This is a genomic window from Blastopirellula sp. SH421 (genome assembly GCF_057808535.1).
On record NZ_CM173712.1, the window covers coordinates 692,335 to 719,187 of the forward strand.

At 55.2% G+C, this 26,853-nt stretch carries 21 protein-coding genes; 7 read left to right on the forward strand and 14 right to left on the reverse strand.

Going from position 1 to position 26,853, the window contains the following annotated elements; genetic code table 11:
- Positions 1-53 precede the first annotated feature (53 nt).
- Positions 54-1,433 carry a PQQ-binding-like beta-propeller repeat protein gene (locus SH421x_RS02775; protein ID WP_488853818.1) on the reverse strand — a complete coding sequence of 460 codons (1,380 nt, stop codon included), beginning with the start codon at positions 1,431-1,433 and terminating at the stop codon, positions 54-56.
- 421 nt (positions 1,434-1,854) lie between these two features.
- Between SH421x_RS02775 and SH421x_RS02780 the strand changes: the two genes are divergently transcribed.
- The 3 genes from SH421x_RS02780 to SH421x_RS02790 all read left to right on the forward strand — a co-directional run bounded on the left by SH421x_RS02780 (position 1,855) and on the right by SH421x_RS02790 (position 4,857).
- A complete protein-coding gene (locus SH421x_RS02780) occupies positions 1,855-2,388 on the forward strand; it encodes a hypothetical protein (protein ID WP_488853820.1) in 534 nt (177 codons plus the stop codon).
- Positions 2,389-2,484: 96 nt separating this feature from the next.
- Positions 2,485-3,459, forward strand: coding sequence for a DUF1559 family PulG-like putative transporter (locus SH421x_RS02785; protein ID WP_488853822.1), 975 nt, complete (start codon positions 2,485-2,487; stop codon positions 3,457-3,459).
- Between the two features lie 141 nt (positions 3,460-3,600).
- Positions 3,601-4,857 (forward strand): esterase-like activity of phytase family protein, encoded by a 1,257-nt coding sequence (locus tag SH421x_RS02790; protein WP_488853824.1) that lies wholly within the window; start codon positions 3,601-3,603, stop codon positions 4,855-4,857.
- 93 nt (positions 4,858-4,950) lie between these two features.
- Here the strand turns inward: SH421x_RS02790 and SH421x_RS02795 are convergent, their stop codons facing one another.
- The 7 genes from SH421x_RS02795 to SH421x_RS02825 all read right to left on the reverse strand — a co-directional run bounded on the left by SH421x_RS02795 (position 4,951) and on the right by SH421x_RS02825 (position 13,613).
- Positions 4,951-6,603: a LamG-like jellyroll fold domain-containing protein gene (locus SH421x_RS02795; RefSeq protein WP_488853826.1), complete on the reverse strand. Its 1,653-nt coding sequence runs from the start codon at positions 6,601-6,603 to the stop codon at positions 4,951-4,953.
- On the reverse strand, positions 6,600-7,118 hold the full coding sequence (locus SH421x_RS02800; protein WP_488853828.1) for a sigma-70 family RNA polymerase sigma factor: 519 nt from the start codon (positions 7,116-7,118) through the stop codon (positions 6,600-6,602). The genes SH421x_RS02795 and SH421x_RS02800 overlap by 4 nt, the downstream gene beginning before the upstream one ends.
- A gap of 174 nt (positions 7,119-7,292) precedes the next feature.
- Positions 7,293-7,601, reverse strand: coding sequence for a hypothetical protein (locus SH421x_RS02805; RefSeq protein WP_488853830.1), 309 nt, complete (start codon positions 7,599-7,601; stop codon positions 7,293-7,295).
- Between the two features lie 130 nt (positions 7,602-7,731).
- Positions 7,732-8,790 (reverse strand): DUF1559 family PulG-like putative transporter, encoded by a 1,059-nt coding sequence (locus SH421x_RS02810; protein ID WP_488853832.1) that lies wholly within the window; start codon positions 8,788-8,790, stop codon positions 7,732-7,734.
- A gap of 454 nt (positions 8,791-9,244) precedes the next feature.
- The gene (locus SH421x_RS02815; protein WP_488853834.1) at positions 9,245-10,339 is read right to left on the reverse strand and encodes a hypothetical protein; all 1,095 of its coding nucleotides are present in this window, start codon (positions 10,337-10,339) and stop codon (positions 9,245-9,247) included.
- On the reverse strand, positions 10,336-11,967 hold the full coding sequence (locus tag SH421x_RS02820; RefSeq protein WP_488853836.1) for an FHA domain-containing protein: 1,632 nt from the start codon (positions 11,965-11,967) through the stop codon (positions 10,336-10,338). The genes SH421x_RS02815 and SH421x_RS02820 overlap by 4 nt, the downstream gene beginning before the upstream one ends.
- Complete coding sequence (locus SH421x_RS02825) at positions 11,964-13,613, reverse strand: protein kinase domain-containing protein (protein WP_488853838.1); 1,650 nt, start codon at positions 13,611-13,613, stop codon at positions 11,964-11,966. The genes SH421x_RS02820 and SH421x_RS02825 overlap by 4 nt, the downstream gene beginning before the upstream one ends.
- Before the next feature lie 171 nt (positions 13,614-13,784).
- On the opposite strand from SH421x_RS02825, the gene SH421x_RS02830 reads away from it, so the two are divergent.
- From SH421x_RS02830 to SH421x_RS02840, 3 genes are all read left to right on the forward strand, one after another.
- A complete protein-coding gene (locus SH421x_RS02830; protein ID WP_488853840.1) occupies positions 13,785-14,486 on the forward strand; it encodes an RNA polymerase sigma factor in 702 nt (233 codons plus the stop codon).
- A 151-nt stretch (positions 14,487-14,637) separates the two neighbouring features.
- Positions 14,638-15,246, forward strand: a complete 609-nt coding sequence (locus SH421x_RS02835; protein ID WP_488853842.1) for an RNA polymerase sigma factor — start codon at positions 14,638-14,640, stop codon at positions 15,244-15,246.
- 227 nt (positions 15,247-15,473) lie between these two features.
- A complete protein-coding gene (locus SH421x_RS02840) occupies positions 15,474-17,384 on the forward strand; it encodes a potassium transporter Kup (RefSeq protein ID WP_488853844.1) in 1,911 nt (636 codons plus the stop codon).
- Between the two features lie 32 nt (positions 17,385-17,416).
- Here the strand turns inward: SH421x_RS02840 and SH421x_RS02845 are convergent, their stop codons facing one another.
- From SH421x_RS02845 to SH421x_RS02870, 6 genes are all read right to left on the reverse strand, one after another.
- A complete protein-coding gene (locus SH421x_RS02845) occupies positions 17,417-18,622 on the reverse strand; it encodes a hypothetical protein (protein WP_488853846.1) in 1,206 nt (401 codons plus the stop codon).
- Positions 18,623-18,872: 250 nt separating this feature from the next.
- Positions 18,873-19,802 (reverse strand): dihydrodipicolinate synthase family protein, encoded by a 930-nt coding sequence (locus SH421x_RS02850; protein ID WP_488853848.1) that lies wholly within the window; start codon positions 19,800-19,802, stop codon positions 18,873-18,875.
- Positions 19,803-19,859: 57 nt separating this feature from the next.
- Positions 19,860-21,287 carry a neutral/alkaline non-lysosomal ceramidase N-terminal domain-containing protein gene (locus tag SH421x_RS02855; RefSeq protein WP_488853850.1) on the reverse strand — a complete coding sequence of 476 codons (1,428 nt, stop codon included), beginning with the start codon at positions 21,285-21,287 and terminating at the stop codon, positions 19,860-19,862.
- Positions 21,288-21,324: 37 nt separating this feature from the next.
- The gene (gene dgoD / locus SH421x_RS02860) at positions 21,325-22,503 is read right to left on the reverse strand and encodes a galactonate dehydratase (RefSeq protein WP_488853852.1); all 1,179 of its coding nucleotides are present in this window, start codon (positions 22,501-22,503) and stop codon (positions 21,325-21,327) included.
- A gap of 5 nt (positions 22,504-22,508) precedes the next feature.
- Entirely contained in the window at positions 22,509-24,233 is a 1,725-nt protein-coding gene (locus SH421x_RS02865) for an SLC5 family protein (protein ID WP_488853854.1), read from the reverse strand.
- A 99-nt stretch (positions 24,234-24,332) separates the two neighbouring features.
- The gene (locus SH421x_RS02870) at positions 24,333-25,595 is read right to left on the reverse strand and encodes a Gfo/Idh/MocA family protein (RefSeq protein ID WP_488853856.1); all 1,263 of its coding nucleotides are present in this window, start codon (positions 25,593-25,595) and stop codon (positions 24,333-24,335) included.
- A gap of 248 nt (positions 25,596-25,843) precedes the next feature.
- Between SH421x_RS02870 and SH421x_RS02875 the strand changes: the two genes are divergently transcribed.
- Positions 25,844-26,836: a DUF1559 domain-containing protein gene (locus SH421x_RS02875; RefSeq protein ID WP_488853858.1), complete on the forward strand. Its 993-nt coding sequence runs from the start codon at positions 25,844-25,846 to the stop codon at positions 26,834-26,836.
- Positions 26,837-26,853 lie beyond the last annotated feature (17 nt).

The window sequence follows — 26,853 nt, forward strand, 5'->3', positions numbered from 1 at the left end:
CGAGCGTGGCGATCGGGCGGAAGCTACTATCGGCAATAGGCATTTGCGTTGTCTTACTTCGCTTTCACGTCATAGCAAAACAGGGCGTCGTGATCGCGTATGTACAGTTTGCCGTTGGCGATCACTGGGTGTGCCCACGCAGGACTGTCGCTGCGATCTGGTTGTTGAAAGCGGCCTCGTTCGATGTACTTTTCTCGATTCGGCTCGATCAAAACGACGGCGCCATCTTCGGTGCGCAGGTAGAGACGATCGCCGGCCATGGTGAGTGATCCTTTTTGAGCGTCACGTTCACGCCAGAGGATGTCGCCGGTTTGGAAGTCGAGACAGCAGAGGAAGCCTCCTCCGTTGCCGCCGTTGCCACCATACAACGCCCCATCATGGACGATCATGCCGCCGTGGTGGTTTTGCATGCTGCTTGTGAAATAGACCTCTTCGGCGGCGTACTTTCCGTCTTTTTGCTGGATCAGCTTTACGGCGCCCCCGCCGGTTCCGTAGGCGGAAGCGGCAAAGATTAAACCATCATGATAAATCGGTGTCGAGCAATTGATCCCCATCGCATTGGCCGGCCGATCGTAACGCCACAGAAGCTCGCCGTTGGAAGCGTCGATCCCTAGCAAAGACTTGGCCGTGAACTGGACGTATTGTCTGCCTCCATCCACATCGATCGCGATTGCCGAAGCGTAACCAGCGCCGGCGCTGGGTCCACCACGTCCGCGGCCAAAGCCGCCGCGACGCCCCCGGCCTGAATCGCCAGAGTCACTGGGACGCGGAGCAGCAGGAGCAGGCTCCGCCTCGGCGACCTTTTCGGTCTCCGGCATTTTGCTTTGCCAGAGGGTTTCGCCGGTCAGCTTGTTTAGGGCTACTACGTTTCCTTCTTTGCCGCCGGGAGTGCAGATTAGTTTATCGCCGTCGATCAGCGGCGATTCGCGATAGCTCCAAGCCGGAATCGCTCCGCCGAAATCCGTCTTTAAGTCGCGTTGCCAAACGATCTTGCCATCTTCAACATTTAGGCAAGCGACGTTGCCGGCCATTCCCATGACGTACAATAACTTGCCGTCGACGGTCGGAGTCGCGCCAGGGCCTTCCTTGGACTGCGGCATCCGCTGCGAGTAAGCAGGCCCCAGACGCGAAACCCACAGCTCTTTCCCGTCCGCTTCGGACAATGCCCAGACCACTTCGTCATCGCCGCGAATACTCATCGCAAAGATTCGCCCAGCGGCGATCGATGGAGTGCTGTCTCCACCGCCTAGGCCGGTGACCTTCCAAGCTAGTGTAGGGCCAGCTGCGGGCCACTCTGGTAACAGCCCTGGTTCTAGCGAAATCGCGTCACGGTTGGGCCCTTGCCACTGCGGCCAATCGAAAGGCTGGGCCGACTGGGCGAAAGCACTGGAACCACAGGCGGTCAGTGAAAGTAAAAAAACGAGCGATCTCATGCTATGTATTCCTTGCCGCAGCGCAAAACGCGGTTTTTGATGGACCTGTTGGGGGGAAGCAGAACTCCACGCCAGAATTGAACCCCGCATTCGCGATGGGGGTTCCCAAAATTCTAGCCATATTTCCTGCTGCGATTGCGAGGAGAGGGAAGCAATCTCGGCTGCAAAATTTGACCAGCAGTCAAACAAGTTGCCACGCAGTCCACTCACTGCTCGGCAAATTTCCGTTGCGGCGCTTCATTAGTTGCTAGATGGATCCCCGTTCAGAAAGTTTTTTTGCTTTGCTGGCGAACAAAACGGCATTTATGGCTAGACATGCGTGCCTAAAGTAGGGGGCTAGGGCTTGGGCAATCGGATTAACAATATTCCTGTTAGATAAATCTATTCATCACGAGATCTTAATACGTTGAAGAGAGGATGTGTGCCTTCACTACTCAAGTTGGCTTTAATACTTCGTGAGAACATGGTTCGGACTAACAGAAAAACTGCTCAGAAGAACACGTGGACCGGGGTGCAGCCGTGCTCTTTGGTAGGTTTGCTGGCCTGCGTGCTGGCGCTTGCCGGGTGCTCGGGCGCCAATCGAGGAGCGAGCGAACCGGAAGTTACGCCTGTCTCGGGGCGTATCTCCTATCAGGGAAAACCTCTGGAAGACGCGTTTATCAGTTTGCATCCTGTGACGACCCCAGTCGCCGGCCAGGCGTTGGTTGTGCCGCGAGCGCAGTCGACTGCAGATGGCAGCTTTCGGGTCTCTACCTACCGAACCGCTGATGGGGCGCCGGCCGGCAAATATCAAGTTGCGGTCTCTTGGTCGGGGCCGCTGAAGGGGCTGACCGAAGACCAGAAAGATAACCTGCCCGAAAAGCTGCCACGCAAATTTACGAAGCCTGGGACTTCTGGGATTGTCGTTGAGGTCGGCGACTCAGAGACGACGTTGCCGGTGATTGAGTTGAAGTGATCCAGCGCGTCTAGCTGTCAGCAGAGAACGAATTCAGAGGGAGAGGACCGCGTTTGGTCTTCTGAGGCAATGCTTAAAAAATCAAAGGGGTTTGAAATGAAAATGTCTGTTTCGCGTCGCGGGTTTACGTTGGTTGAATTGTTGGTCGTCATTGCGATCATCGGCGTGTTGATCGCACTGCTGCTGCCGGCCGTCCAGCAAGCGAGAGAAGCCGCTCGCCGGATGACTTGTCAGAACAACCTCAAGCAGCTTGGGCTTGCTTTGCACAACTACGAAAGCACGCATCGTTGTCTTCCGCCAAGCCGTCTTGATCCGAATGTTGAGATCTATGACCATACCGGCAACGATAGCGGCTATCAGTCGTGGACGACGTTGATCTTGCCTTTTATCGAGCAAGGCTCGTTGAGCGATATTGTTGATTACAAACAGGCCTGGAGTTCGGCGGCGAATCGCCCTGCCGTTAGCCAGCAGTTGGCTGCGTTTGTTTGTCCGTCGACGCCGGGCTCGGATCGTCAAGACGACTTTTGGGTCAAAGGCGCCGCCGCCGGTGACTACGGCAGCATCAACGAGATCAAAAAGAAAGTTTATACGACCGTCTTGGGCTTGCCTGATCCCGGCGATGCAAGTCGTGCCGGCGTGCTTGCGAAGGGGGTCAAGAATCAGTTGCGTGACATTACCGATGGAACATCGAACACGTTGATGGTCGCTGAAAAGTCGGGCAATCCGCTTGTCTATTCCAGCAAAGGGGTGATGGATTCAGCAGCTTTCGCCAGCTACACAGACGACAAAGTTGCCGACCTCAGCGGCACGTATGTCGCGCATGACGGCACCGGCTGGGCCGATCCGGATTGTGGTTTCAGCATCAACGGCGCCACCTCCGATGGCCTAACTCCTTATGGTCCCCGCATGATTAACGCGATCAATGTCAGTGAAGTCTTTAGTTTTCACAGCGGCGGCGCCCAGTTCGCATTGTCGGACGGATCGGTTCGATTTGTTGCTGAGACCGTCGACACCAGCACGTTTGTCTATCTCTGCACGCGAGCCGGTGGCGAAGTGAACGGCGAATTCTAATTGTCACTGTTGTCTTATCAACCTGACTGGTCGGCGCATCACTTGCCGACCAGTTTGGTTTTGCGCTGCTTGGCAGTGCGTTACGGACCGCGAGTCATCGAATTTTATTTCCCATCTCCCTTTTGTTGATCCTAGCATTCTATGAGTAAAAATTTCACCAAGTATTGCTGTCGTACCCGGTTCGCCAGTTTGGTTTTGGCGATGTCCGTTTGCCCGGCGTCTATCGTATATCCGGTGAAGCTATTCGCCGCGGAAGCCGCCGCGCCAGATATTGAGTTTCTGGGTGAAGCGCAGATCTCAGGAACCGCGAAAGATTTTTCTGGTCATACAGAAAAGCTAGAAAACGGCGAGCCGCACAACCGCTTTGGCGGGATCTCTGCCCTGGAGTACACCGGAAGCGGAAATCGTTATATCGCGCTGCCCGATCGTGGCCCGGATGATGGTGCGACCGGCTATCAGTGTCGCTATCAGGTTGTTGAGATTCACGTCGATCCCAAGGCGAAGAGGGCGGTCTCGGTTGAGCTAAAAGAAACGCACGTGTTGCATGATTCGCAGGATCGTCCCTATACCGGAGCCGCGGCTGCTGTTGAATGCTCGAAAACTTGTGCTGGTCGTTTCGATCCCGAAGGCGTTCGTGTGTTGGCCGATGGAACCAAATTCATCTCCGACGAATATGGTCCGATGGTGATCGCCTTTGATGCGAATGACCATGAGACACGCCGGTTTGTGATGCCGTCTCACCTGACCGTTCGCTATGCTTCGGATTCAAAGGAGGCCGAGATCGAGCAGAATAAAATCGGACGCGTCTCCAACCGTGGTATGGAGGGGCTGGCGATTTCTCAAGATGGGAAAAAGTTGTACGGCATCATGCAAAGTTGCCTACTGCAAGACGGTCGGCGCGACGCCAAGGGGAAGGTAATTGGCTGTAACGCGCGTTTGATTGAAATCGAAATTGCGACCGGCAACATTCGCGAGTTTGTATATCCGATGGACGATACGGCCAATGGGATGAGCGAGATCTTGGCCTGCGGTCCTCAGCAGTATTTGGTATTGGAACGAGATGGAGAACGGGGAGAGAAGGCGAAGCATCGACGGTTGGCCTTGATTGATCTGCAAGGCGCGACCGATATTGCTGCTCTGGATGCGATTCCCGCAGATGAGTTGCCTGCCGCGATTAAGCCGGTTCAGAAACGACTATTCCTCGATTTTATGGCGCCCGAGTTTCATCTGGCCGGCAAGAACATGCCAGAGAAAATCGAAGGGCTCACCTTTGGCCCGAAGTTGGCGGATGGCCGCCAGACGATCGTGTGTGCTGTCGATAATGACTTTGAAGCCGCTTACCCGACGAACTTTTGGGTGTTTGCGGTCGACGCAAAGACGCTCGCGGCGCCAGAGTAACTGACGCCGATCGGCACGATTAGAAGCCGCCAGAGCGAATCCGATTTGGTGATTCGCTCGGCGGCGCCGCTCGCTTTGATCCGCCGTTCAAGTCTAGTGGGGCGTCGTCTGATAGATTCGCGTGAGTTCCTCTGGGGTCAACGCGCGGTCGAAAATGCTCAGCTCATCGATTCTGCCATGCCAATAGCCGGGGTTTAACCTGTCAGCTTGGGCGCCATCAGGAGAGAGCTTGGCGCCGATCCCAAGTGAGTCAGGACCATCGGTCGCCAGGCCGATGCATTCGGTCGACGCAATCTCGGTGCCGTTGCGATAAAGTCGCAACTGTCGCCCATCGGCAACAAACGCGACGTGTTGCCACTGTCCCAGGGGGATCGGTTTTTGCTCGCGCAGTTTGATGACGCTTTTATTCGCGTCACGAACTTGCACTTCCAAGCCTCCGGCAAACTCATGCAGGCCGAAATGGAATTGCCCCCCAATCCCGTACGGTTGATTCTGCTTATCAAATTCGATGGCCCATTGTTTGGCGATTGCGGCCCAGTGTGGTCGACTTTCGGCTTTGACCCAAGCAGAGACCGAGATCGCGCCATTCGTCATCGGCCGATAGTGGGGAACTTTGGCGTAGGCTCTTGTTCCTGGTCCGCCAAGATAGAGCGAACTTCCGATACGGCCCGGTTTGAACGGAGTTTGCTCCATGTTTTCTGACTGCAGAATCCCGTGCGACTGGCGACTTCCGTGATCGGTTAACGTGATGCCATCCAAGGTTGGCGCCATCTGAAATAACATCACGGGATTCAGTTCGTTCATCAAGTTCTCATAGCCGATATCCAGCCGCGGCGTCTCATTCAAGCGGCGCAAAAATCGATCCAGGTCAATGTCGATGCCTTCGGGAATTCCGCTGAACTGTCGCACGCGGGTCGCCTGGTTAGAGACCAGTTGAAGCAGTTCCATTCCGTCGTACGCCAGCTTGGGTGCGACCTTGACTTCTCCGCTAAAAACATGCACTTCGCTCGTTTGGTCAGGCAAGACCTCTACGGCGAATTCGGTCCCAAAATCGGTCAGTTCGATCGAAGGGGTCTCGACCCGAAAGCCTTCCCCCGCGGGCGAGACAATCGCCGAGATTCGACCGCGCTGCATGATCAGCTGCATGTCGCTTACAATCTCAAATTCGGCTGGTGATTCGACCAGCACTTCGACATCATTGTTGAATTTGATTTCGGCGAAGCCTGACGAAAGCTGATAGCGACCATTCCGCAGCGGATCTCCTTGCTGAAGTTTTAACTGCAAGTCGGGTACCGAGAGTTGCGCGCCGCGGGCTTGAGAAAACGAGCCAAAAATTGTTCGCTGCTCCCAAGGAGTGCTGGGCGGCATGTTTTGAATTACGGCAAGCGGCGGCTGCAAATCCAATTGTCGGACGATAGAAGCTTGGTAGACGTTCCAGGCGAATGTCGCCAGAAACAAGACCGTCGCCGCCAGCGCAATCAACTGCCAACGGTAGAGCGGCATTTTTGAGTTTGTGTCGCTGGGAAGCGGAGTCGCGGGCGTCGCCGTCTCGAAGGGGATCTCAGATAAAACCCCATGCTCCCACGCGAGCATCGAATGAACCTGGCAATGTTCGACGTAATAGCGTTGCGCCTCGCGATCATTCCGTAATAGATCGGCGAGGCGGCGACGATCATCGTCGGTGAGGCCATCGTCGAGTAGCGAGCTGATCAGTTCGCCCAGCTCTTTTCTCTGTTGCGGCGTCATGCGGATGCGTTCTCCGTTTGTCCTCTGTTGACGCACCGGATGAGGTTTTCACGGGCACGAAACAGGGTTTGTTTGACTGCATTGACCGTTCGCGCCGTTTCGTTGGCGATCGACTCTAGCGTGGCGCCGTTTCGGTATCGGCGCTCAACCGCGCGGCGCTGTTGCTCATTCAGCTTTTGGATGCACTCACGCAGCAATCGCTGGCGAGCGATGAAGGTCTGATTGTTGTCACTAGCGACCTGAGCCAAATCGCTCAGTATGTCGTCATCAAATATCAGCTTTTCACGATGCTTTTGCTTGCGATGGGCGAGCACCTGATAGTAGGCGATGCGAAACGACCAGGCGACAAAGTTGGTGCCAAGTTCAAATTCGTCAGCGCTGCGCCACAAGACGACGTTGGTCTGCTGTAACACATCGTCCGCTTCATTGCGGTCGAATACAAGTGACAAAATGTAGGCGTAGATTCGACTCTGATGGGAGGTCAGAAGTTGGATGAATTCCCCGGCGTCGTTCATACCGAATTCCTGACGCAAGGTCCCAAAGAGAAGAAAGGGAGAACGAGTCGGCCGCCTTATAAACAGCTAGTCGATTGTCGCATACCCGGCGTCCGTTGTCTGCGGTACGCCGGGTTGTTGGAGATGTCGCGGATCTATCCGCTGCACATCGAAAGGATCGGACAACTGCAGGCTTTACAGTTGGCCGATCATTTTCTTGGCTTGCGCTACGGCTTGGCTGGGCTGAGACTTCTCAAGAATCTGATATCCTGCTTGCAGTTTGGCCGCCTTCTCGGGATCAGTTTCTTTGAGTTTATTGATGTTGTCTTGGATCGTCATCATTTCGCTTCCCACGGTTTGATGATCGACGATGTACTGAAGGTCATTTCTGAGGGCCTCGGTCGGCGTGATCGTCGGGGCGGGGACCGAATCACTTTGGCCACCGCAGCCGATAAATGCCAGAATGGAAACCGTAAGCAGCGAAATGCGGACCAGCGTGTGCATCGGGGAGTCCTCGAAAAATCTTGATTGGGAGACAATTGTCGCCGCATGGCGTCAGGGCGAATAGATCAAACAGGGGCTGATTGTTTGACGCAACTCAGCCCCTGTTCAGGTTTGGACGTTTGTCGATTGGTTAATCCAGTTGCACGACATTTCCGTCGTTACGAGCACCAAAGTTTTGCCATGTCAGGAGATCGATCGTTTCGGCGATGAAGCGTGACGAACCATCTCCTGCGGTCACCAGCACACCGCCTGGGTGACGGCTGCGGGGAGCATAAACGCCATTGCGATCGGCAGCGAAACCGCTTCCGCTCATTTGGCAATTGCTGTACTGCCAGTTCGGCGGAGCGACCGTATTGATCGCGGTTTGAGCCGGCAAGCCGGCAATCCATTCGCGACCATTGCTGCTGTTTTGAACCGAGTCTCCGTTACGAGCACTGTCTGTCGGCAAGCCGGAGCCAAGTGCATTTAAATCGGCCTGCGTCGGAAAGGTGGTCCAAGAGGGATCGCTGCTGGCGAAGAGCAGCTCGGACGAATTGCCGGCCATGTAGGCGTTATCATTGTTGTCGCCGACAAGTTGTTCTGACACCATCAGCGTATTGCTAAGCCCGTCGGTCACGTCCTTCATGCCCAGCTCATCATTCTTTGCTCCTCCATCGCCGCGGAACATACCGTTCTGTGAGGCTAGGCTTGAGTAAGCTTTGGTGGCGCCAATGCTGACGGCATAGTTCATGCCGGCATACCCGGGAAAGTCTTGATCCGAGGGGCACTTGAACGCCGAGATCTTTGTTCTGGAAGCGGAAACGGCGCCGTTATACCACTCAAGATTAAAATTGTTGGACTGCGTGGCGACGAGGTCGAACAACGCCGACTGTTCGACAAGCGGCAGTAGCTGGGTGAAGGCGCTGTAGCTTTTGTAAGGGTAGCCAGGGTCGCTGCCAGGAGGGTAGCTGTAAGCGGGGAACTTTAGGTAGGTGTCATGATAGTTATGAAACGAGAGTCCCAGTTGCTTCATGTTGTTAGAGCAGCTCATCCGGCGAGCCGCTTCGCGTGCCTGCTGAACCGCAGGTAGAAGTAGTGCGATCAAAACGCCGATGATCGCGATCACGACCAACAGCTCGACAAGCGTAAAACCTAGTCGCGATCTCTTCGCGACGAAATTTGAAGGTCGGGGTTGTTTGGGTAATTGCATGGGCGGGGGGCTTTCACTGGTGGAGCGTAAAGATGCGGTTTAAGCCGCACAAGAAATAGAAAATGAAGTAAGTGCACATAGCCCACCTACGCGCCAGGTTACGGGGTGAATCGAGAAAATTTGAAAAAAAAGGAGAGCATCTCTGTTTTGATTGATCCGACGAATGCAAAGAGAAAAGATTTGATAAACCGCAAATTTTCCAATGCGGTTTATCACGGCTCTAGCGGCATTCAAATGCGATTTATGGGCGCCTGGTGAGGGAGAATCGCAGGCGGCGAGCCTTGGATCGGCAGATATAAGATTCGCGAATTGACGAGTTGCTTGGCGATACCCCCTTGTTGGCGGATATTCAGGGGGGCGTTATCAACTAGCCTATTACGGGGGAGGACGCACCCGCGCAACCCGTTGCTAAACACGTTCTCGAAGCGGAGAATTCGCGGTTTGGCGACTCGGCCTAGAGTGAATCCTCGTCGCTGCTGGCGGCGACATAGAGGTTTTTGGACATTTCAAACAGCAAGTGATAGGCGTCTTCATCCCCCGGTTTGGGCGGAGCGAACTCGACTCCGTGGCGCGCCATGTAGGCCAGCAGCGTCGCGAGATTTTTACCGTCGACATCGGGATTGTAACTTCCCATGTTCAACGCGCCGTCCGCTTCGCCGACGTTCTTCAATCGTTTGATCGCCAGCATCATGCTTTGCATGTGCATTTCTGAAGCGCGATACAAACGAAACTTGTCGATGCCGGCTTTGGCCATCTCCGTGCGGTCAAAGTTCTTCAGGAACTCGCCAGCCAGATTTAACGCGGCAGCTTCTAACTCTTCAATCGATTGATTGTCGATTTCTGTTCGCATTGAAGATCGTTGCTGGATGGCGATGAGCAGACTTTGAATCTCCTCACGTTCGCTCTTGAACTTATCGTCGCGCAAGAGAAAGGGCCACCAATCAAAGGAATTCAAGCGACCAGTATCTGCCGAGAAAACGCCGCTCTCGCCACGAACATTGGTGAATCGCAAGCGAATCTTCGCTTTTACGTCCAGTGGCAAGTCGTACTGAGCGATGAGCTTTTCAATTTCGGGATCCTCTCCCTCGAGATATTGGAACGAGAGGACGGTGGGACGGAGCGCGTCTTTCAGAGTGTTGAGTGAGCGGCCGTTCGACATTCCTTCGCCGGTCAATTCGGGATGATCCACAATTCGACGCAGCGCTTTCTCTTTGCGCTTATCGGCTTCGTCCAAGTGGTTCTTCAAAACATGCGCGTCACGTACGGCGCGACGCTCGAAGTAGATCTCGACGGTCTTCAGCGCGTTATCAAGTTCTTTCGAGTAGGCTTCAGCGGCAATCGACCGTGCGACTTGATAGTCGACCGCGGCATCGGCCTGAGCGCGAATCATATCGGCCTGGGCGAAAATCAACGCCGACGCCGCATAGGGAGAGCGTTCATAGAAATAAAAATCGGATACCTGTCCCAGGCACGCGGATGGCGCGGCGGCAAAGATCGCCGTCAATAAGACTGCCAGACCAAGTGGTCGAACCGAGGAAGTCGCGTTCATTTGCCAGTCCCTGTCTGTGATGCGCTGGAAGAGCGAAGATATGGTTGAAAGAAATCGGAAAGATCGGCAATGACCGTCGCGTCAAATTGCTCGCCGGTCGGAGGCGAATTCAGCTCACGCTCTGGGGTGATGCGTGAATAAATCGCCAACAGTCGTTGTTCGGAATCAAGCACGGCGCCGCCGGTAAGGTTTAACCCCAAGTGATCCGCTGGATCGACTTGCGGCAGTTGAGCGACCAGCAAACGCGGGTTGTGCGGATCGCCAACCGCGCCAGTCGTCTGGCGAACGCGTCCCTTGTCATTACGCAGCTTGGCTGGAGTTTGCAGATCGCAGTACGGGGCTACACGATCAAACGCAAAGCTCCAAATCGAGACGCCGGTCTGCGGCGGCAGTTTGGCGGCAGGCGCGATCGGCAGCCAGGCAGGCAAATCAGAGTCAACCTTAATGACGGCGACATCATAATGATGGGGCAACTCCGCAAGGGTCATGTAGTGCTGATAGGCGTCGCGAAGCTGCGTCTGAACATCGTTCTCGGCGCCCGTTTGACGCACTTTTTCGAGGAGCGCTTTGAACTTTTGCTCGGCATCGTCTCCGTCTTTAATCCGTTGCAGATAGGTGGGATGTGCAATAAATTGTTGGATCTTGGGGGATGTTGCGCCTTGCAGAACGACATGCGGAAAACGCTCGTGAGCCAGATTAGCGATCGCTTTGCAGGTGGCCGAAGTCAGTAAGAGACGCGGACCAATCGCGATCGCCGACCCAATTCGATAGTGTTCCTGCTGAGTAGAATCGGCCAACATCAACGCATACATCGCGTCGGTCGGCTCCATCATTTTCTGGGGGGCTGAAACCAGAACTGAATCTTCCTCAAGCACCGGTTGGTTGATGAGCGACGTTTGCTTTGCGGCTGTCTGCGAATCCACTACGACTGCCGAGTCTTTGTTCCAAATCAAGAGAGCAACGACAAAGCTCAAAGCGACCGCTCCTCCCATCGCCAAGCCAAGTAGCAAGTTTCGACGACCGGTATCGCTACTTTCCGTCTGCGGTGCATGGAGCGGCGGCAAGTTCAACGAGACGCCGGCGATTGTCTTGTCCGACGTGAGGAGCAGATTCGCTACGGTTGTTTCATAGGTGCCCAAAAAGACCGTATCGCCGGCGGCGACGCTTGCTTCCTGAATGCGAGTTTGCTCTGGACCAACGAACGTGCCGTTACTCGATTGAAGGTCTCGAAGCGTCAGCTTCCCTTCGTCGATCAACAAGAGGGCATGCTTGGACGAGACGCTGGGATGACTGATGACCACATCGTTGACGCTGGTCCGGCCTATCGAAATTTGGATTGCCGAGCTTGGCGGCGCGGATGTTGCTAAACGCGCAGGTTCGGGCGCAACGGGCCAGGGAAGTGGTACGTTTTTTCCCAACGTTACCTGATCGTCCATCGTGATGGAACGTCGCTCAGTCAGTTTGGTTCTGTTGACAAAGACGCCGTTGGTCGACCCCAAGTCTTCGAGAAACCACTTGCCGGACTTCCGTTCCAGCGAGCAATGGCGCGACGAAACGGTTGGTTCGCTGACGACGAGATCGCACTCCGCAGAGGCTCCGATGATCCACTTGCGATCTTGATCGTTCATGTCCAACCTTCTTTCACCATGACAGCTTTCAACGCAGTCTGCATTTCGCGGCCGTTCGCAAAGCGTTCATTACAGTCATCCAATAGCGAATGGTCAAGAAAGCTGGCGAGTCCGGGATGATAATCGGGAACGCGATCACGCAGCGGGACAATCTTGCCGTTCAAGATGACGCTAAGCGGATCGAGTCCACCTGCTGCTTCGCGGGGGTATTGATTGGTAATCAGGCGATAGAAGCTAGCGGCCAAGCTAAAGACGTCGCTGGATGGATTGACATATTTGTAGTTGGTCAATTGCTCGCGCGGCATAAAAGGAAAACTGCCGCCGTAAACTCCGGTTGCTGTCATGCCCGAAAAACCGGCGCGCTCAAAATTCTTCGCTAAACCAAAGTCGGCTAACTTGGCGCACCATTTTGCGTCTCGCTTCGTCATCAAGATATTCGCAGGCTTCAGATCGCGATGCACAAGCCCCTTTTCATGCGCGAACGCCAAGGCGCCCAGTAGTTGGTAGAGCAACCGCGCGATGTATTTTGGTTTGGGCAACTCTTTGCGCTCGCGAAAAACTTGGCTGATGGGACCACCTGAGCAATACTCCATCACGAAATAAAAGTCATTGTTGATGCAGCCTGCATCAACGCAGCGAATGATGTTGGAGTGTTTGATTCGACTGGTGACAGCCACTTCGCGTAAGAAAGCAGTGCGAGCTTGGGTGGAAACTTTCATTTGCGATTTCAGCAATTTGATCGCCACCGGAGTATCTTGTCCGGAAGGTTTCGCCAAGTAGACCGTCCCCATTCCACCGGCGCCCAAGACGCGAATCAACTGGTAGCCGTTGATCGCCGGTAGGGGAGCCTCGCTTGTCTGCACCGCGCGGTCTAAAAGCCCACGCACCGGATTGCTGACAGGATTACTGTCCCGCGCGATTTCGCATTTCGCGTCGTTTGAATTTGGCGACGCGGCAAGCAGACCCTCGTTCGGCAATCGCGGCTCATCGGCAAAGGGGGACTGCATCTCGGCGATGGTTTGCCGCCGTGGATGGTCCATTGGCGTCGCTGGAACTTGGTCTTCGGCGAAGGGAGAAGCCATTTCGGCCATCGTTTGTCGCCGAGGATTCTCTCTAGCCGAAGCTGGCTCTTGGTCTTCTGCAAACGGAGAGGCCATCTCGGCCATGGTCTGCCGCCGTGGGGGATCGACCGAGATCACTGGCTGCTCATCGGGGGCAATGGCAGGAGACGCTAGTTGCGCTGAATCATAGGAAGTGGAGTCAAAAAACTTGGTCGCGCCAATCTCCTCTTGCTCAACCGAAATCAGAAATACTGTCTTACCGGCTTTGATGGTATCGCCGCTCGCGAGGTCAATGCTGGGCCCGGTCGCTTTGCCAAGCTGGCTGCTGTCGAGGACATCTTTTCGTCCCCCATGCTTCTTCTGATTGATGAACGTGCCGTTGCGACTTCCTAAATCTTGCAGACGAGCCAGCGGTGGATTGATTTCCAGAATAAAATGGTGTCGCGAGATAAAAGGATCGTCCTCAATAAACGCATGACAGTTATTGGGATTCCTTCCAAAGAGAAAAATATCATGGCTATCAAAGGAATAGGTTCGCCCCTTCATGGGACCTTGGGTAACCTTAATGTGAACGGTCGGCGTCATAGGATTCGATCTGGGGAGCAGGTAATGGCCGTCAAGGGAGCGTCGCTATACCTATCTACGTGTGTTTTCCAAAAAACCGGGACGCCGCGAGCATTTTAAGGGAAAGAGTTTTCTGAACAGTCTTGGTGCAGGATCAGCCGTTAACCTTTACCAACGAATTTGGAGTTGATTATGGCCCATTTTCCCACCACCGCATGGAATATAATCGATTCCTTGAAGGGGGGCCAACTTGCCAGCTTGGACTCGCGTAATTGTTTCGTCCAATCGTATTGGCCAGCAGTCTTTGGGTATTTGCGTCGTCGTGGCTTTCAGCAGTCGAGCGCAGAGGATCTGACTCAAGACTTTTTTTGTCACTTGTTTGAAAAAGAGCTCGTCAGCAACTATCAATTCGAGCGAGGGCGATTTCGGACTTACATCCTGACCATCCTGACTCGCTTTGTCTCGGATCAGACCACTTCGCGAGCGCCTCGCCAGCGCCAATTTGAAAATGAGCTGGTTCCCATCAGTTGTCTCGCCGCAACTCAAAATATCCAGATCTTAAGTGCTGATTCTTCTCCAGAGGAAGAGTTTATGCGGCAATGGGCCCGTTCAGTGATTCAGGCGACACGAGACGAGCTCCGCTTGTGGTGCCAAAGCCAAGGGCGTGCTGACTGGTATTTAGTGTTTGACGCGCTGAATCCCCCGGACCTTTCCGCTGTCTCCAGCAAAGAAGCGATCGCCCAGTCGCTACGGCTGACGATTGATCAGGTCCGTTATGCTCAAACCAAGTCAGAGCAACGGTTTATCGAACTGCTACGACTGGTCGTGCTGGAGCAGGTGGAGAGCGAAAGCGAGGTCGATGATGAGATCAAGTCGCTGAGGAGATTGCTGTAACCACAACCGCTGGAGCGAGTGCTGGCAATTTTTCTAAATTATGTCCAGTTAGTTGGCCAGGATCCGCTTCCTTTCATAGAGACAAGTGACTCCCCCCTCTAGGCAGTGTAGAATCGCCTCTAGCAAATTGAAAAAATCGGCGAAAAGGATCGTGATTTTGGATTCGGCCTCAGGTACTACGCAGCATATCGAAGCGATTCTAGCCGCCGAGCGACAACGGCCAGCGGCGGCGTACGATTTGATCATCGAATGTGCGCTGGAGCGTCTCCAGCGACAAACCAAAACCATGTTGCGATCGTATCCCAGCTTGGCTCGCTGGGAGCAAACCGACGATGTTTTTCAGGAAGCGGTGATTCGGCTGTATCGGAGCCTGAAGAAAGTCAAACCGCAATCGGCTCGGCATTTCTTTGGTCTAGCGACATTGCAAATTCGTCGCACGTTGATCGATCTGGCTCGCCATCATCTTGGCCCTCTGGCCGAGGCCGCAAATCATGAATCGCACTATGCACTTTCCGAACTGCCACGTCAGGACGCTGACGAAGGTCCCTTGTCATTGTCGCAATGGGCCGAGTTTCACGAAGCGATCGACAAGTTGCCTGAAGAACCTCGCGAGGTGTTTTCGTTGATCTGGTATGCCAGCATGACACACGCCGACGCCGCCCAGCTGCTGGAAGTCTCAGCCAAAACAATTCAGCGCCGCTTCTTACATGCCCGCTTGTTGCTGGCCGAGATGATGCCGGAAGTATCGCCGTCGAGTTGACGACCGCTTCGAGCAAGGTCACCACGTAGAAGTCGTAGACAAATGCGACAAAATCGAGCCGGCTACTTTTTTTAGGGGCTATCTACTGCGGAGGTACGGCCTCGCTTTTCTCGTTACAATCCCATAAATCCTCCTGCGGCGTTCTGACTGCCCAATTCGTTAAATGCGTGCTAAAGTTGTGGACGCAGTTCCAAGGGCAGCCGGCGGATGGATTGGAAAGTACGTGAATGTCTGACGCTCAGGCGACTCCAGAAGGGGATCAACGCGGTGGCGCTTGGGCCAAATTGTCGCTGGTTGCGCTGGGAGTTGTCTACGGCGACATCGGCACGAGCCCGCTGTATGCGGTGCGTGAGTGCTTTGCTGCCGAGCATGCAGTCGCGGCGTCGCATGACCACGTCTTGGGCGTGCTCTCTCTGATTTTCTGGGCGCTGGCGATCGTCATCTCGACCAAGTATCTCATTTTCATTCTGCAAGCCGACAATGAGGGAGAAGGGGGGATCCTAGCACTAGCGGCGCTAGTCTCGTCTTGCGAATCGCTGGGAGGTTCCCAAGCCGTTTATCGCCGCTGGGCGATTTTTACCTTGGGCCTGCTCGGCGGCGCTTTGCTTTATGCGGATGGCATGATTACTCCGGCAATTTCGGTGCTTAGCGCGGTGGAAGGCCTGGAAGTGGCGACGCCTGCACTGGATCCTTATATCGAACTTATCACGATCATGATTTTGGTCGGTTTGTTTCTGTTCCAGTCGCGTGGAACCGCCAGTATCGGCACAGTGTTTGGGCCGCTCATGCTGATTTGGTTTGCGACGCTCGCTTGTATGGGGATTCCACATTTGGTGCAATCGCCGCAAGTATTTGCGGCGATCAATCCGCTGTATGCGATTCAGTTGCTCTCTGAAAATGGACTGAGCGGATTTCTGGTTTTGGGCTCGGTCTTTTTGGTCGTCACCGGCGGCGAAGCGCTGTACGCCGACATGGGGCATTTTGGTAAACAGCCGATCCGTATCAGTTGGTATTACATTGTTCTGCCGGCGCTGCTGCTCAACTATTTCGGCCAGGGAGCTTTCCTGCTTGCGCATCCTGAAGGAGCGCGAAATCCGTTCTATCTGATGGCGCCAAACTGGGCCCTCTATCCGCTGATTTTGTTGTCGACAATCGCTACGATCATCGCATCCCAGGCAGTTATCACTGGCGCTTTTTCGTTGACGCAGCAAGCGGTGCAGTTGGGCTATAGCCCGCGGATGACGATTCGTCACACCTCGGCCGAACAAAAGGGGCAGATCTACATCCCACTGATCAACTGGGCTTTGATGTTCGCTTGTATTGGCTTGGTGCTCGGCTTCCGTTCGTCTGACAATCTCGCGGCGGCGTATGGGATTGCGGTGACGATCACGATGGTAATCACGACGGTTCTCTTTTTCTTGCTTACCAGGATCCACTGGAAGTGGTCACTGCCGCTGTCGCTGGGTGTTTGCGGACTCTTTTTGGCGGTCGACCTGGCGTTTTTGGGAGCGAATCTGTTCAAGATCAGCAACGGCGGGTGGTTCCCCTTACTGGTGGCCGGCGGCGCTTATACGATCATGTCGACTTGGATGTCAGGGCAACGTCTGTTGGCGCGGCGACTTCATGAACGCGCCTTGTCTGTGGAGCTATACATCGCGGACTTGATGAATGATCCGCCGGCTCGTGTTCCTGGGGTGGCGATCTTTTTGACCGGCAATCCGGTCGGCACTCCTCCAGCATTGCGACACAACGTGCGACACAACAAAGTGCTGCACAAGCAAGTGGTGCTGTTGACGGTGGAGACCGCCAACGTGCCGCATGTACGCTTGGCCAAACGGATCGAGTTTGAAGAAATTGGCGAAGGATTCTTCCGCATCATGATCCGCTATGGATTTATGGATACTCCCCATATTCCGCTCACGCTTGCGACTTTGACCAAAGATCAAATTGATCTCCAGGGAGACGACGTCACTTATTTTCTGGGGACCGAGCGTTTGCTGGCGACTCACCGCCCCGGCATGGCGATCTGGCGCGAACGGCTATTTGCCTGGTTATCGCGCAATGCTCAACCGGCGACCGCCTACTTCTATTTGCCGCCTGATAAAGTTGTCGAGATTGGTTCGCAGGTCGAGTTGTAAGCTGCTGCCAAGTCACTGCAACTTGCCGGGATTTAGTTGCCTGGGTCGACCAGTTCGACTCCTTGCTTGGTGGCGGTAAACCCCTTGGCGAGGCCCCCTTTGTCTCCATGTTCGAGACCATCGCCGGTCACAACGCCGTTATCAAAGCAGAAGAGCAGACGCAACTTGCCGGTAGCGCGGTCCAGCTCGGTTACGCGTACGGCGAAGCTGCCGTCGTCGTTGAGTTTGCTGGTAAAGTTCTTGCGCCAGTAGGTGTCGTCCTCATTCTCGGCATCTTCATAGATGATAACGCTATGCGCTTTGCGATCCGATTCAAGCTTGCCGCTAATCTCGAAGTACTTACCTATGCGGTTCACTTTGCCAGCGAAATCAGCGATTTGAACCGTTGGCATTTCGCCGCGCGCCGTGATCGATCCTGACCAGATTGGATGCTTCCAAAGCATCGCCGCCGACGCTTCTTTCAAGTACACGTCCTTCTTACGTGGATCTACTTTCTTGGCGTAAACTTTGGTCTGCGGGCCCATCAGGTTATTGCCGCGGCGGTCACGGTTTTTGGGCCCCAAGTGAGGAAGTCCAAACGCATGTCCCAACTCATGGATGCAAGCCTTTAAGGTGAAATCCTCATTAAAACCAGCCGCGAGCGGTGCATTAGGTTCGATATCTCCCGAGACCGTCGAATAATTGCACAACGCCCAGCCCCCTTTTTTTGAATCACCGGAGCCCCGATAGTCTGAGTAGCGGAGCGGTGGTTCGCCCAAGTAAACGAAGATCCACCACACGTTCATCGAGCGAGAGAGGTCGTATTGTCGGACCGCTTGCTGGATTGGTTCTAATTGAAAGCCTGGTTTGTCGTAGCTGCCGCTCTCCTGAGTTTTCTCTCCTTTGACAAAGAGAACGTTCAAGCTGCCATCTGCTTTTCGCGAGAAGGGGTGTTTATTGGCCGGCTCATAACCTGCTTTCGTCATCCCTTCGACCAAAAACTTCTCGGCATAGTCGGCGACTTGAGTCAAGCGTCGCTCGACGCCCGGCGGGGGTTCGACATCCGACGGCGTGAAAAATATGACGTTCAGCTGCGGATGTTGTGACTCTGGTTCAGCGCCGCAGCTGCGGTCTGTCGCCGCAAAAAGCAGCAGAGACACCAGCAAAATTGCCGCCGTCGGTTTGTCAGCCAATGGACGGTCGCGACGACTTTGTAACGCATGTCGCGACGCCAAAATAGTTATCGAATCCGCCGTCATGCAAGTGCTCCCGAGTTGGCCTGAATCAATCCTGGTCAGATTTCAGTTCCCCCAGCTTTGCGCCGAGAGAAAAATCTAACAAAACTTAGATTCTAGCGACACGGAATGCGTAATTCACCTAAAAAACGACCGCTGCAGCGAGAAGGATTGACCGGACCGGATTGCCGGTACGAGTGGGATAGGTCCCTATCGTCTTCGATCCCGATTCGATGTGAGTTGTCAATCGACAACAAGTGGGTTGCTGGCGGTTTTATACGTCGATGACGGAGGTCGATTTTAGAGCGGTTTCCAAGTGGAGCAGCAAGCGATCGATTTCGGCGGCTGTCTCTTGGTCCAGATCCCACGAGTACGGTGTGCGGCGGCGTGCAGAAGGGAAGAGACCTCGCTTGTACAGGATATATTTTTCGATCGCCAAAAATCCATCGAGCCCTGCTTGAAGCTGCAGCGCCACGATCGCGCAAATCGGAAAATAGAGGCGATACGCCAGATCGTCATTTCCTTGTCGCAGCGCCTGCCATAGTGCGACAATCCCGTCCAGCAAATCGACGCCGGGCATGGTTCCTTGTATTCCGCGGCGATAACAGTCGATCAGCAGGATTCCGCCTGAGCCATCAAAGATCTGGGCAGTTCCGCCGGTTTGATCTCGCAAGTCGGAAAGGTTCGGTCCGATAGGTGACGCTTCGGGCTTGAAGAGGATTTTCTCGGCGCCAAACTCGGCGACCAGGCGCGCATAAAACGAAGTTGGGATTGCTCGGCCGACGTACGACGACGCATCTTGCACGATCAGCGGCAAATCGATGCGGCGGGCCAACTGTGAAAAATAGTCCCACATCGCGGCTTCGGGCAGCGCCACGCTGATCGGCGGAATCGCCATGATCGCGCTGCATCCACTGCGCTCGGCATGCTGGCCATATTCAACTGCTTGCCGCGTTGTTTCGGCGCCGACGCTGGCGATCACCGTACCGCGACCGGCGGTCATCGCGACCATCATCTCGGCCAGTTCACGGCGCTCGGTGGGCGACAGCCGCAGCAGTTCAGAGACCATCGCCGAACAGACGCCGTCGGCGCCCACGTCAAAGCTCCAGTCGATCTCTTGTTGCAAGCTGTCGGCGTCGATTGATTCATCGTCGCGCAGGGGAGTTTGCAGTACCGGCAGCACGCCTTGGATGGAGCGGGTCATCGAGCTTTCGGGGAGAGATGGATGAAAGGAAACAGCCGACGGGGCAAGCGCCCAGTGTTAAGCATTCTGCAGGAGCGGGCTCGACTCGGTCGGAGTCGCCAACCGTTGGACGAGTTGCGACATCGCCTCGATGGTCAATTCTAGCGCCCCCAGGTCGAACGGCGTTTGCATCACGGGATAGATATCTAAGTTGTAAAGAGCCGCCGGCGCCATATAGCCGATCGAGCCGTTCACTAAATTCATGCAGATGATTGTATGATCGGGAAATCGACGGCGGAGTTCGACCTGCAAGATCGAATACGACTCGGCCAGACTGCCAATCAAAATCGCATCTCCCAACTTCCAAGCCCAGATCGGCAGCGTGTAAGTGTCGTCGTCGCCTAGTGAGAGTCGGATATCCCGTTTGCGGCGGAGCCGTTCGGCAATGGCCCGATTCGGACAAGCGGCACGTTGCCGTTCAAGTTCGGCGGCCGTCGGCCAATCCTTGAGCGGGACATCCACGCTGGACTGCACGGCTTGCAACTGGGGATTGGGGCGAATCGGCGTATGTCGCCAGACCGCGAGCGGAGCGCCCGATTCGACGACTCCTTGGTAATCCAAGCGGCTGGCTACAGGCTCCATGTTTTCTAAGGTCGCCAAAGCGGCGTACGCCAATTGGCGACCATGACGATCCACCGTTTCTGGATCGGCGACATATTGATAGCGGGGCGCCAGATCACCGGATACTCCCTGCATAAACATCGCCACGGCTCCCGTCTGCTGAGTGATGGTTTCTCGCATCGCACCGATATAGTCGGGCGAAATTGCGCGATTTTCCCAGGCCAGCGTCGTCGGATGACACGCGTAGTTGACGATCACGCCGCGCAACATCCCGGTGATGTCGCTCAGTCGACCGACTAGCAACGTGTTATCCGCCTGACCAAGCGGATTGAATCCGCACAGAATGCGATCGGCGTTTGCGTTGGGATCAATCAGATCGCGATTGGTCGCCAGACTGCATTGCCCGGTCTGCCAGTCGAGGGTCGCGGCCTGCGTGTTTTGGAGCGCGGCGCGAATCACTTCGATCACGGTGACTTGCAATTGTTGGAGCCATTGCTGTTGAATTGCCTGACCGGGCAAATCGGGATCCAGCGTGGCCAGCGGAGGAGAGGCGTGAGTATGAGTCAGACCGAACAAAAAATCTTCGGGAGCCAGCGAGAACTCGGCTAAGACGCAGGCCTGGAACTGCTGGAACGTTTCTAGGGTTTGCCACCAGCCGAGATCGGCGTCGAGGTAAATCAGCGGCGACGAATCGCGCTCGGCTTGCAGCGTTAGGGCGGTGATGGTGAGCGGACGATGGACCGACTCAGCGACATCATGATCGGCAGCGCCCCAGCAGCGCGAATAAACGCCGATCGGCGGAGTAATGTCGGCCGTCGCGAGCCCCGCATAGCCAGACCAGGCAGCATGGGCGAAAGAAGCGGATTGGAATTTCGAGGGGCTCATGATGCTTGCTTTACAAAAAAAACGTCACAGTGGGTCGTTACCAATCGCCGACGCTGCCGTCCGCATAAAACACGCGTTGCAGCAGCTCTTGTTGGAACGGATGCCGCTTGATTTCTTCCTCGTTGATGTTGATTCCCAAGCCAGGGCGTTGATTCGGGGTGACGGTTTGCGTCTTTGGATCGATTTGAAATCCTTCGTCCACCACTTCGTAACGCCAAGGAACGTCGTTTTGCACCGACTCACATATGATATAGCTGGGCTGCGAAAAGCCAAACTCCAGCGAAGCGGCGGTGCTGACCGGGCCTTGCGGATTGTGGGGGGCTAACGCGATGCGATAAGCGTCGGCCAAAGCGGCGATCCGCCGCGCTTCGGTGAGTCCGCCGCAATGCGTGATATCGAGTTGGCAAATCTCACACGCCTGGGCGGCGAATAGATCGCGAAACGCGGCCAGATGGTTGAGTCGTTCGCCAGTCGCGATCGGCGTGGCGACGGCGGCGTTGATCTTGGCCAGACCTGCGATCGACTCGGGCCAGCAAGGCTCTTCAAAGAAGTAAAGATCATACGGTTCCAGCGCGGTGGCGAATTTCATCCCCATTGCCGGCGATGGCCGAGCATGGCAGTCGACCATGATGTCGATATCGGGACCAACGGCTTCGCGCATCGCGGCGACGCACGCGACGGCGGCGCGCACCGGTTTGCTCCCTTCGATCGGCATCGTCGGCGGGACGGCCATCGATTTAAAGGCGGTGTAGCCTTGTTCGACCGCTTCGAGCGCGAGGTCTGCAAACTGCTTGGCGTTATCGACCGGGGTTTCGTAAAAATCTTCCATCCGTCCGCCGCCGAGATGCGAGTAGAGACGGATTTTGTCGCGCACCGGACCGCCCCAAAGTCGGTGACAGGGGACATTGTGAATCTTGCCGAGAATATCCCAAAGGGCAAGATCGACGCCGGCAATCGCTGTGGCGCGCACGATGCCTGTTCCATGCCAAAAGTGCTGGCGAAACATCATCTGCCAAAGATATTCGATCCGCGTCGGATCTTCACCAATCAGCAACTGAGCCAAGTCTTCGATCGCTCCGACGACGCTACGCGTATGCCATTCAAGAGTCGCTTCGCCCCAGCCGATCAGGCCGGGTTGATCGGTCGTGATTTTCACGAATACCCAGTTGCGCATCCGAGCATGGCAAACCAGGGTTTCGACGCGTGTAATTTTCATGCGATTTAAAGCACCACTCCCGAGAACGTAATGAACAACGCGGCGATCACCACGACAAACAATCCCCACCAAGTGACGACGCTTGTGTACCAGTGATCGCCGAGGTTATTGAATAGATTTAAACGGGACCAATTGAACGTCAATTGGTCGGTCACTTGGTCTGCCCGCGGCGGAGACGTCGCTAAGCTGACGCCGATACAGACCGCAATGCATAATAGCCAATTGATCGACGCTTGATTCCAATAAGGGCTGAGCCAAGCAGGCGCATCAGGATCGAGATGCAAATAAAGCTTCATCAAGATTCCGGAGGCGAAGCCAATACAGATCGCCGCCAGCGCTCCGGCCGAATTGATCCGTCGCCACAGGATCCCCAGTAAAAAGACGGCGGCGAACGGCGGCGCAAAAAAAGCGTAGAGCGACTGGGCGTATTCAAACAGGCTCCCTCCGATCTCTCCAACAAATCCCCCCAAGATAATCGCGATGGCCAAGACGACGACCGAGCTGATGACGCCAACGCGGACTAGCTGCTTGTCGCTGGCCTCCGGGACCAACAGTCGTTTATAAATGTCAAGCGTTAAGATGGTCGACGTCGAGTTGAGGACGGAGTTGATTGTCGATTGGATCGCGCCAAACAGGGCGGCGAGCAGCAAACCGCGCAGTCCGGCGGGGATCAGCGTTTGAATCAAGCTGATATAGCCTTGGTCGGCCGCCGGTTTGACTTCATCCCAAGGACGGAGCAAGATTTCAGGGTGCATTGCAAACAGCACCATGCCAGGCAAGACCGAAATCAGGGGAAAGCAGACTTTGACCCAGCCCGCCAAGACGATCCCCATGCGTGCATGGTATTCATCCTTGGCGCCCAGCACGCGCTGAATCATGAACTGATTAAGGACGTTGTACCACACGCCGACCGAAAGCAGCAGCGGAATCAAGCTGATCGTCGGTGTGATTGGATGGGTGACGCCTTGGTAGAGCGAGAGTCGGTTGTAGGAATCGCCGGCAGTCAGGTGTTCTAGATGCCGGTTGACCGCTTCGGCCCAGAGACCTTCTTTGCCTTGATTGCGCTCAATCATCAAGGTGAAGCCTTCCCACAGCGAGCCTTCGTCGCCGGCCAACGTTTGCAAGCCCAGCAAGCTGACGAGCAGGCCGCCCAAGATCATTACGACGACCGTAAAGAGATCGGTCCACGCGACGCTCGATAGCCCGCCGTAGATCGCCCAAACTCCGGCGACAATCCCTAACGTGATGATCGAAAACCAAAGACTCCAGCCAAACAAACTTTGCAGCGCCAATCCGCCGCCGTACAAGACTGTCGCGAGAAATGCGACCACATTGCTGAGCACCGTGACAAAGGCGAACATCTGCCGAATCGACAAGCTGAAACGCTTCTCGAGAAACTCGGGAATCGTAAAGACCTTCGTCGCTAGCAAAAAGGGAATGAAGAACCAGATCAACAGCGAGAAGGTGACAACATTAGCCCATTCCATCAACGAGACGCAAACGCCAAAGACAACGGCCGAACCGATCATGCCGATAAAGTGTTCGCTGCTGATATTCGACGCGATAAATGATCCGCCGACGACGTACCACGGCAGTTTGCGCCCGGCCAGGAAGTAATCTTGGCTGCTGGCTTGTTCTCCGCGTCCGGCCCAATAGCCGATCACACCCAGCATTACAAAGAAGCTGATGAAGACAACGTAATCCCAGAAGTCGAGCGAAAACGAAGGCATGAACGAATGATCTCGGGAGATTGTGGAGGACGCAAGCAGTAAACATAGGACGCACGACTCACCGAGTCGTAACGCCCCAGTTTACCTTGGTTGAAGCGGTTAGCTGGCGCGACCGAAGTTGGGGACTTTCAGCTGCTCGCCACCCTTGAGCGCCGATTGATGGGCGACGATTCCTGGCGCGGTGTAGGCCACTGCTTCGTACTCGTCGACCACCGGCCGGCGATTGTTGGCTAGTGCGTCAATAAACTCGTTGGTGATGAAGCAGTGCGAACCTTCGTGCCCGCTTCCATGTCGCAGCGGCGCCGGCAGCATGTCGGTCTTCCACCAGTCAGGGACGGTGATTTCTTCAAAGGCAGGCAAGCTACGCACGAAACCGCCGTCATCTTTCTCGGTTTGATTGCCCTTGCGAATAATCACCGGGCGTTGTCCGTTGGGGGCCTGACCGTAGAAGCTCATTTGATCGCCGACCCACTCGGCACGTTCGCCGCCGCGATGTGCGCCTTTCCACCAGACACGCATATTGAACGCTAGGCCTGATTCGGTCTTGAACATCGCCGATCCGTTCCAGAACGGATTGTTGTAGGCGTTGTCTTTCAGTGCTGGTGCGTCATCGCCCCAGCCTTGGCAGGTTACTTCGGTGAGGCGTTCGCCGGTCACGCCGATATAGTGCGCGGTGCAATGAGTCGGATAGTGCATCGGTGGAAAGCCGTAACGCCAAGTCGGCTTGCCATTTTCCATGAACAGGTCTTCTAGGCCGTCATGCTGGTAGGACGATTCGCAATAGATCAAGTTGCCAAATTTTCCCTCTTGATACATCTGGCGAGCCGAGATAGTGGTTTGCTGCCAGTAGCTGGTTTCCGCCATCATAAAGCTGAGGCCGGTTCGCTTGACCGTCTCGATCAGCTCTTCGCACTCTTCCAAGTTCATCGCGGCGGGGACGGCGCACAGTACATGCTTGCCGGCGTTCAGCGCGGCGACGCTATGGCGCACATGATCGGGCGCCGGCGTGAAGATTGCCACCGCATCCATGTCTTTGGCCTGGGCGAGCATCGCTTCAAGCGAGTCGTACTTGGTTTTGCACTTGTAAGTCTTGCTGAGCGCTTCTAGGCGTTCTGGCCGTAGTTCGGCGACGCCGGTCACTTCGCACAGCGGATGCTCGGCAAACTGAAAGCCCAGCCCAAAGCGACCGCCGACGATGCCGATGCGGACCTTCTTGGGCTCTGCAGCAGCTGCGTGAAGATAGGAAGGGAGCGCCAAGCTGGCCCCGGCCGCCAGGCCGCCGGTTGTCTGCAAAAACGAACGTCGCGACACAGGCAGCGAGCCGCTGGCGCCTTGGTGAGCGGAGAAATCGGCAGGATTCATGGGCATGGTTCCTTGTCGGAGGTGGTGGTAGAGCTGCACAGTCGCGGCGTCAAAAGTAGCCGACAAATGGGAATCGATGCTTTTTGGCGCCAATGTCAAAAATGTAGTTGCGGTTGGTGCCAATGTCAAGTAAGCTTTGGAAATTGAAATCTTCAAATTTCTTTCTTCTCAGATTTCCCAGCATGCAGCGGAGTCTTCTCTCCCGAGGTTGATGCCTTTCATCTTTTCTTATTCCAATCGGAGTGCTGATGATGAATTCTCGCTATCCCAATCGTTTCGGATTTACCTTGGTCGAGCTGTTGGTCGTGATCGCGATCATCGGCGTGTTGATCGCGCTGCTGTTGCCGGCGGTTCAACAAGCACGCGAAGCAGCTCGACGGATGTCTTGCAGTAACAATATGAAGCAGCTTGGTCTGGCGCTGCACAACTATCACGACACGTATACTGCGTTCCCGTTTGGTTCAAAGACTTTTTTTCGTGGTTCCTGGTTGCTGGCGATCTTGCCGCAAGTCGAGCAGTCAACGGTTTTCGATCAGATCCAGGTTGCGGATTGGGGCGGCTTTCCCAACGGTCCGAATGGGGCGCTGCTTAACAAATGGACGCCTGATTTCAATTGGTGTCCATCGAGTGCCGCGAGTCGACTTAATAAACGGACCGACTATGACTATCAGTTTTCGACCACTTCTTATGTTGGGATTGCGGGGGCGACAACCAGTGCGACAGATTCCTCTGATCCGACAGGTTCTGGTCGCTGCGGCTCTGGAGTTCAGGGCTACTCTTGCGGGAATGGGATGTTGATTCCCAACATGGTGACCAAAATGCGCGACGCGACAGACGGATTGACGAATAGCATCGTCGTTGCTGAGCAGTCCGCGATGGGTAAGGGGAGCGGCGGAGCTTTGGCCGACATTCGTACGAGTTACGAGTGGGGATGTTGGGGCGGAGTCGGCGCGACCGTTCCGCCGCCGCAAGCCGGAGGTTCAAGCGACCCTTACAAATGGTCGACTTCTCCTTGGAGTCGTAATACCACCACGATTCGTTACCCGATCGGCACACTGACCGAAGGGGGCGGCAACCATACCGATGGATCCAATAGCAGTATTCATTCAGAGCATCCCGGTGGAGCGCTTGTCTTGCGCGGAGACGGCAGCGTCGCATTTGGGACGGAAACGATGGATGCGACGACCTTGCGTAACCTTTGTATTCGTGATGATGGCAACGTCATCAACAGTCCGTTTTAGGTAGTCGCTCGAAGCGA

What these genes read in the sequence shown, in the direction of transcription:
- SH421x_RS02775 (WP_488853818.1), bottom strand. Translation starts at nt 1,433, where the DNA reads ATGAGATCGCTCGTTTTTTTACTTTCACTGACCGCCTGTGGTTCCAGT.
- SH421x_RS02785 (WP_488853822.1), top strand. Translation starts at nt 2,485, where the DNA reads ATGAAAATGTCTGTTTCGCGTCGCGGGTTTACGTTGGTTGAATTGTTG.
- SH421x_RS02790 (WP_488853824.1), top strand. Translation starts at nt 3,601, where the DNA reads ATGAGTAAAAATTTCACCAAGTATTGCTGTCGTACCCGGTTCGCCAGT.
- SH421x_RS02795 (WP_488853826.1), bottom strand. Translation starts at nt 6,603, where the DNA reads ATGACGCCGCAACAGAGAAAAGAGCTGGGCGAACTGATCAGCTCGCTA.
- SH421x_RS02800 (WP_488853828.1), bottom strand. Translation starts at nt 7,118, where the DNA reads ATGAACGACGCCGGGGAATTCATCCAACTTCTGACCTCCCATCAGAGT.
- SH421x_RS02805 (WP_488853830.1), bottom strand. Translation starts at nt 7,601, where the DNA reads ATGCACACGCTGGTCCGCATTTCGCTGCTTACGGTTTCCATTCTGGCA.
- SH421x_RS02810 (WP_488853832.1), bottom strand. Translation starts at nt 8,790, where the DNA reads ATGCAATTACCCAAACAACCCCGACCTTCAAATTTCGTCGCGAAGAGA.
- SH421x_RS02815 (WP_488853834.1), bottom strand. Translation starts at nt 10,339, where the DNA reads ATGAACGCGACTTCCTCGGTTCGACCACTTGGTCTGGCAGTCTTATTG.
- SH421x_RS02820 (WP_488853836.1), bottom strand. Translation starts at nt 11,967, where the DNA reads ATGAACGATCAAGATCGCAAGTGGATCATCGGAGCCTCTGCGGAGTGC.
- SH421x_RS02825 (WP_488853838.1), bottom strand. Translation starts at nt 13,613, where the DNA reads ATGACGCCGACCGTTCACATTAAGGTTACCCAAGGTCCCATGAAGGGG.
- SH421x_RS02830 (WP_488853840.1), top strand. Translation starts at nt 13,785, where the DNA reads ATGGCCCATTTTCCCACCACCGCATGGAATATAATCGATTCCTTGAAG.
- SH421x_RS02840 (WP_488853844.1), top strand. Translation starts at nt 15,474, where the DNA reads ATGTCTGACGCTCAGGCGACTCCAGAAGGGGATCAACGCGGTGGCGCT.
- SH421x_RS02845 (WP_488853846.1), bottom strand. Translation starts at nt 18,622, where the DNA reads ATGACGGCGGATTCGATAACTATTTTGGCGTCGCGACATGCGTTACAA.
- SH421x_RS02850 (WP_488853848.1), bottom strand. Translation starts at nt 19,802, where the DNA reads ATGACCCGCTCCATCCAAGGCGTGCTGCCGGTACTGCAAACTCCCCTG.
- SH421x_RS02855 (WP_488853850.1), bottom strand. Translation starts at nt 21,287, where the DNA reads ATGAGCCCCTCGAAATTCCAATCCGCTTCTTTCGCCCATGCTGCCTGG.
- dgoD (WP_488853852.1), bottom strand. Translation starts at nt 22,503, where the DNA reads ATGAAAATTACACGCGTCGAAACCCTGGTTTGCCATGCTCGGATGCGC.
- SH421x_RS02865 (WP_488853854.1), bottom strand. Translation starts at nt 24,233, where the DNA reads ATGCCTTCGTTTTCGCTCGACTTCTGGGATTACGTTGTCTTCATCAGC.
- SH421x_RS02870 (WP_488853856.1), bottom strand. Translation starts at nt 25,595, where the DNA reads ATGAATCCTGCCGATTTCTCCGCTCACCAAGGCGCCAGCGGCTCGCTG.
- SH421x_RS02875 (WP_488853858.1), top strand. Translation starts at nt 25,844, where the DNA reads ATGATGAATTCTCGCTATCCCAATCGTTTCGGATTTACCTTGGTCGAG.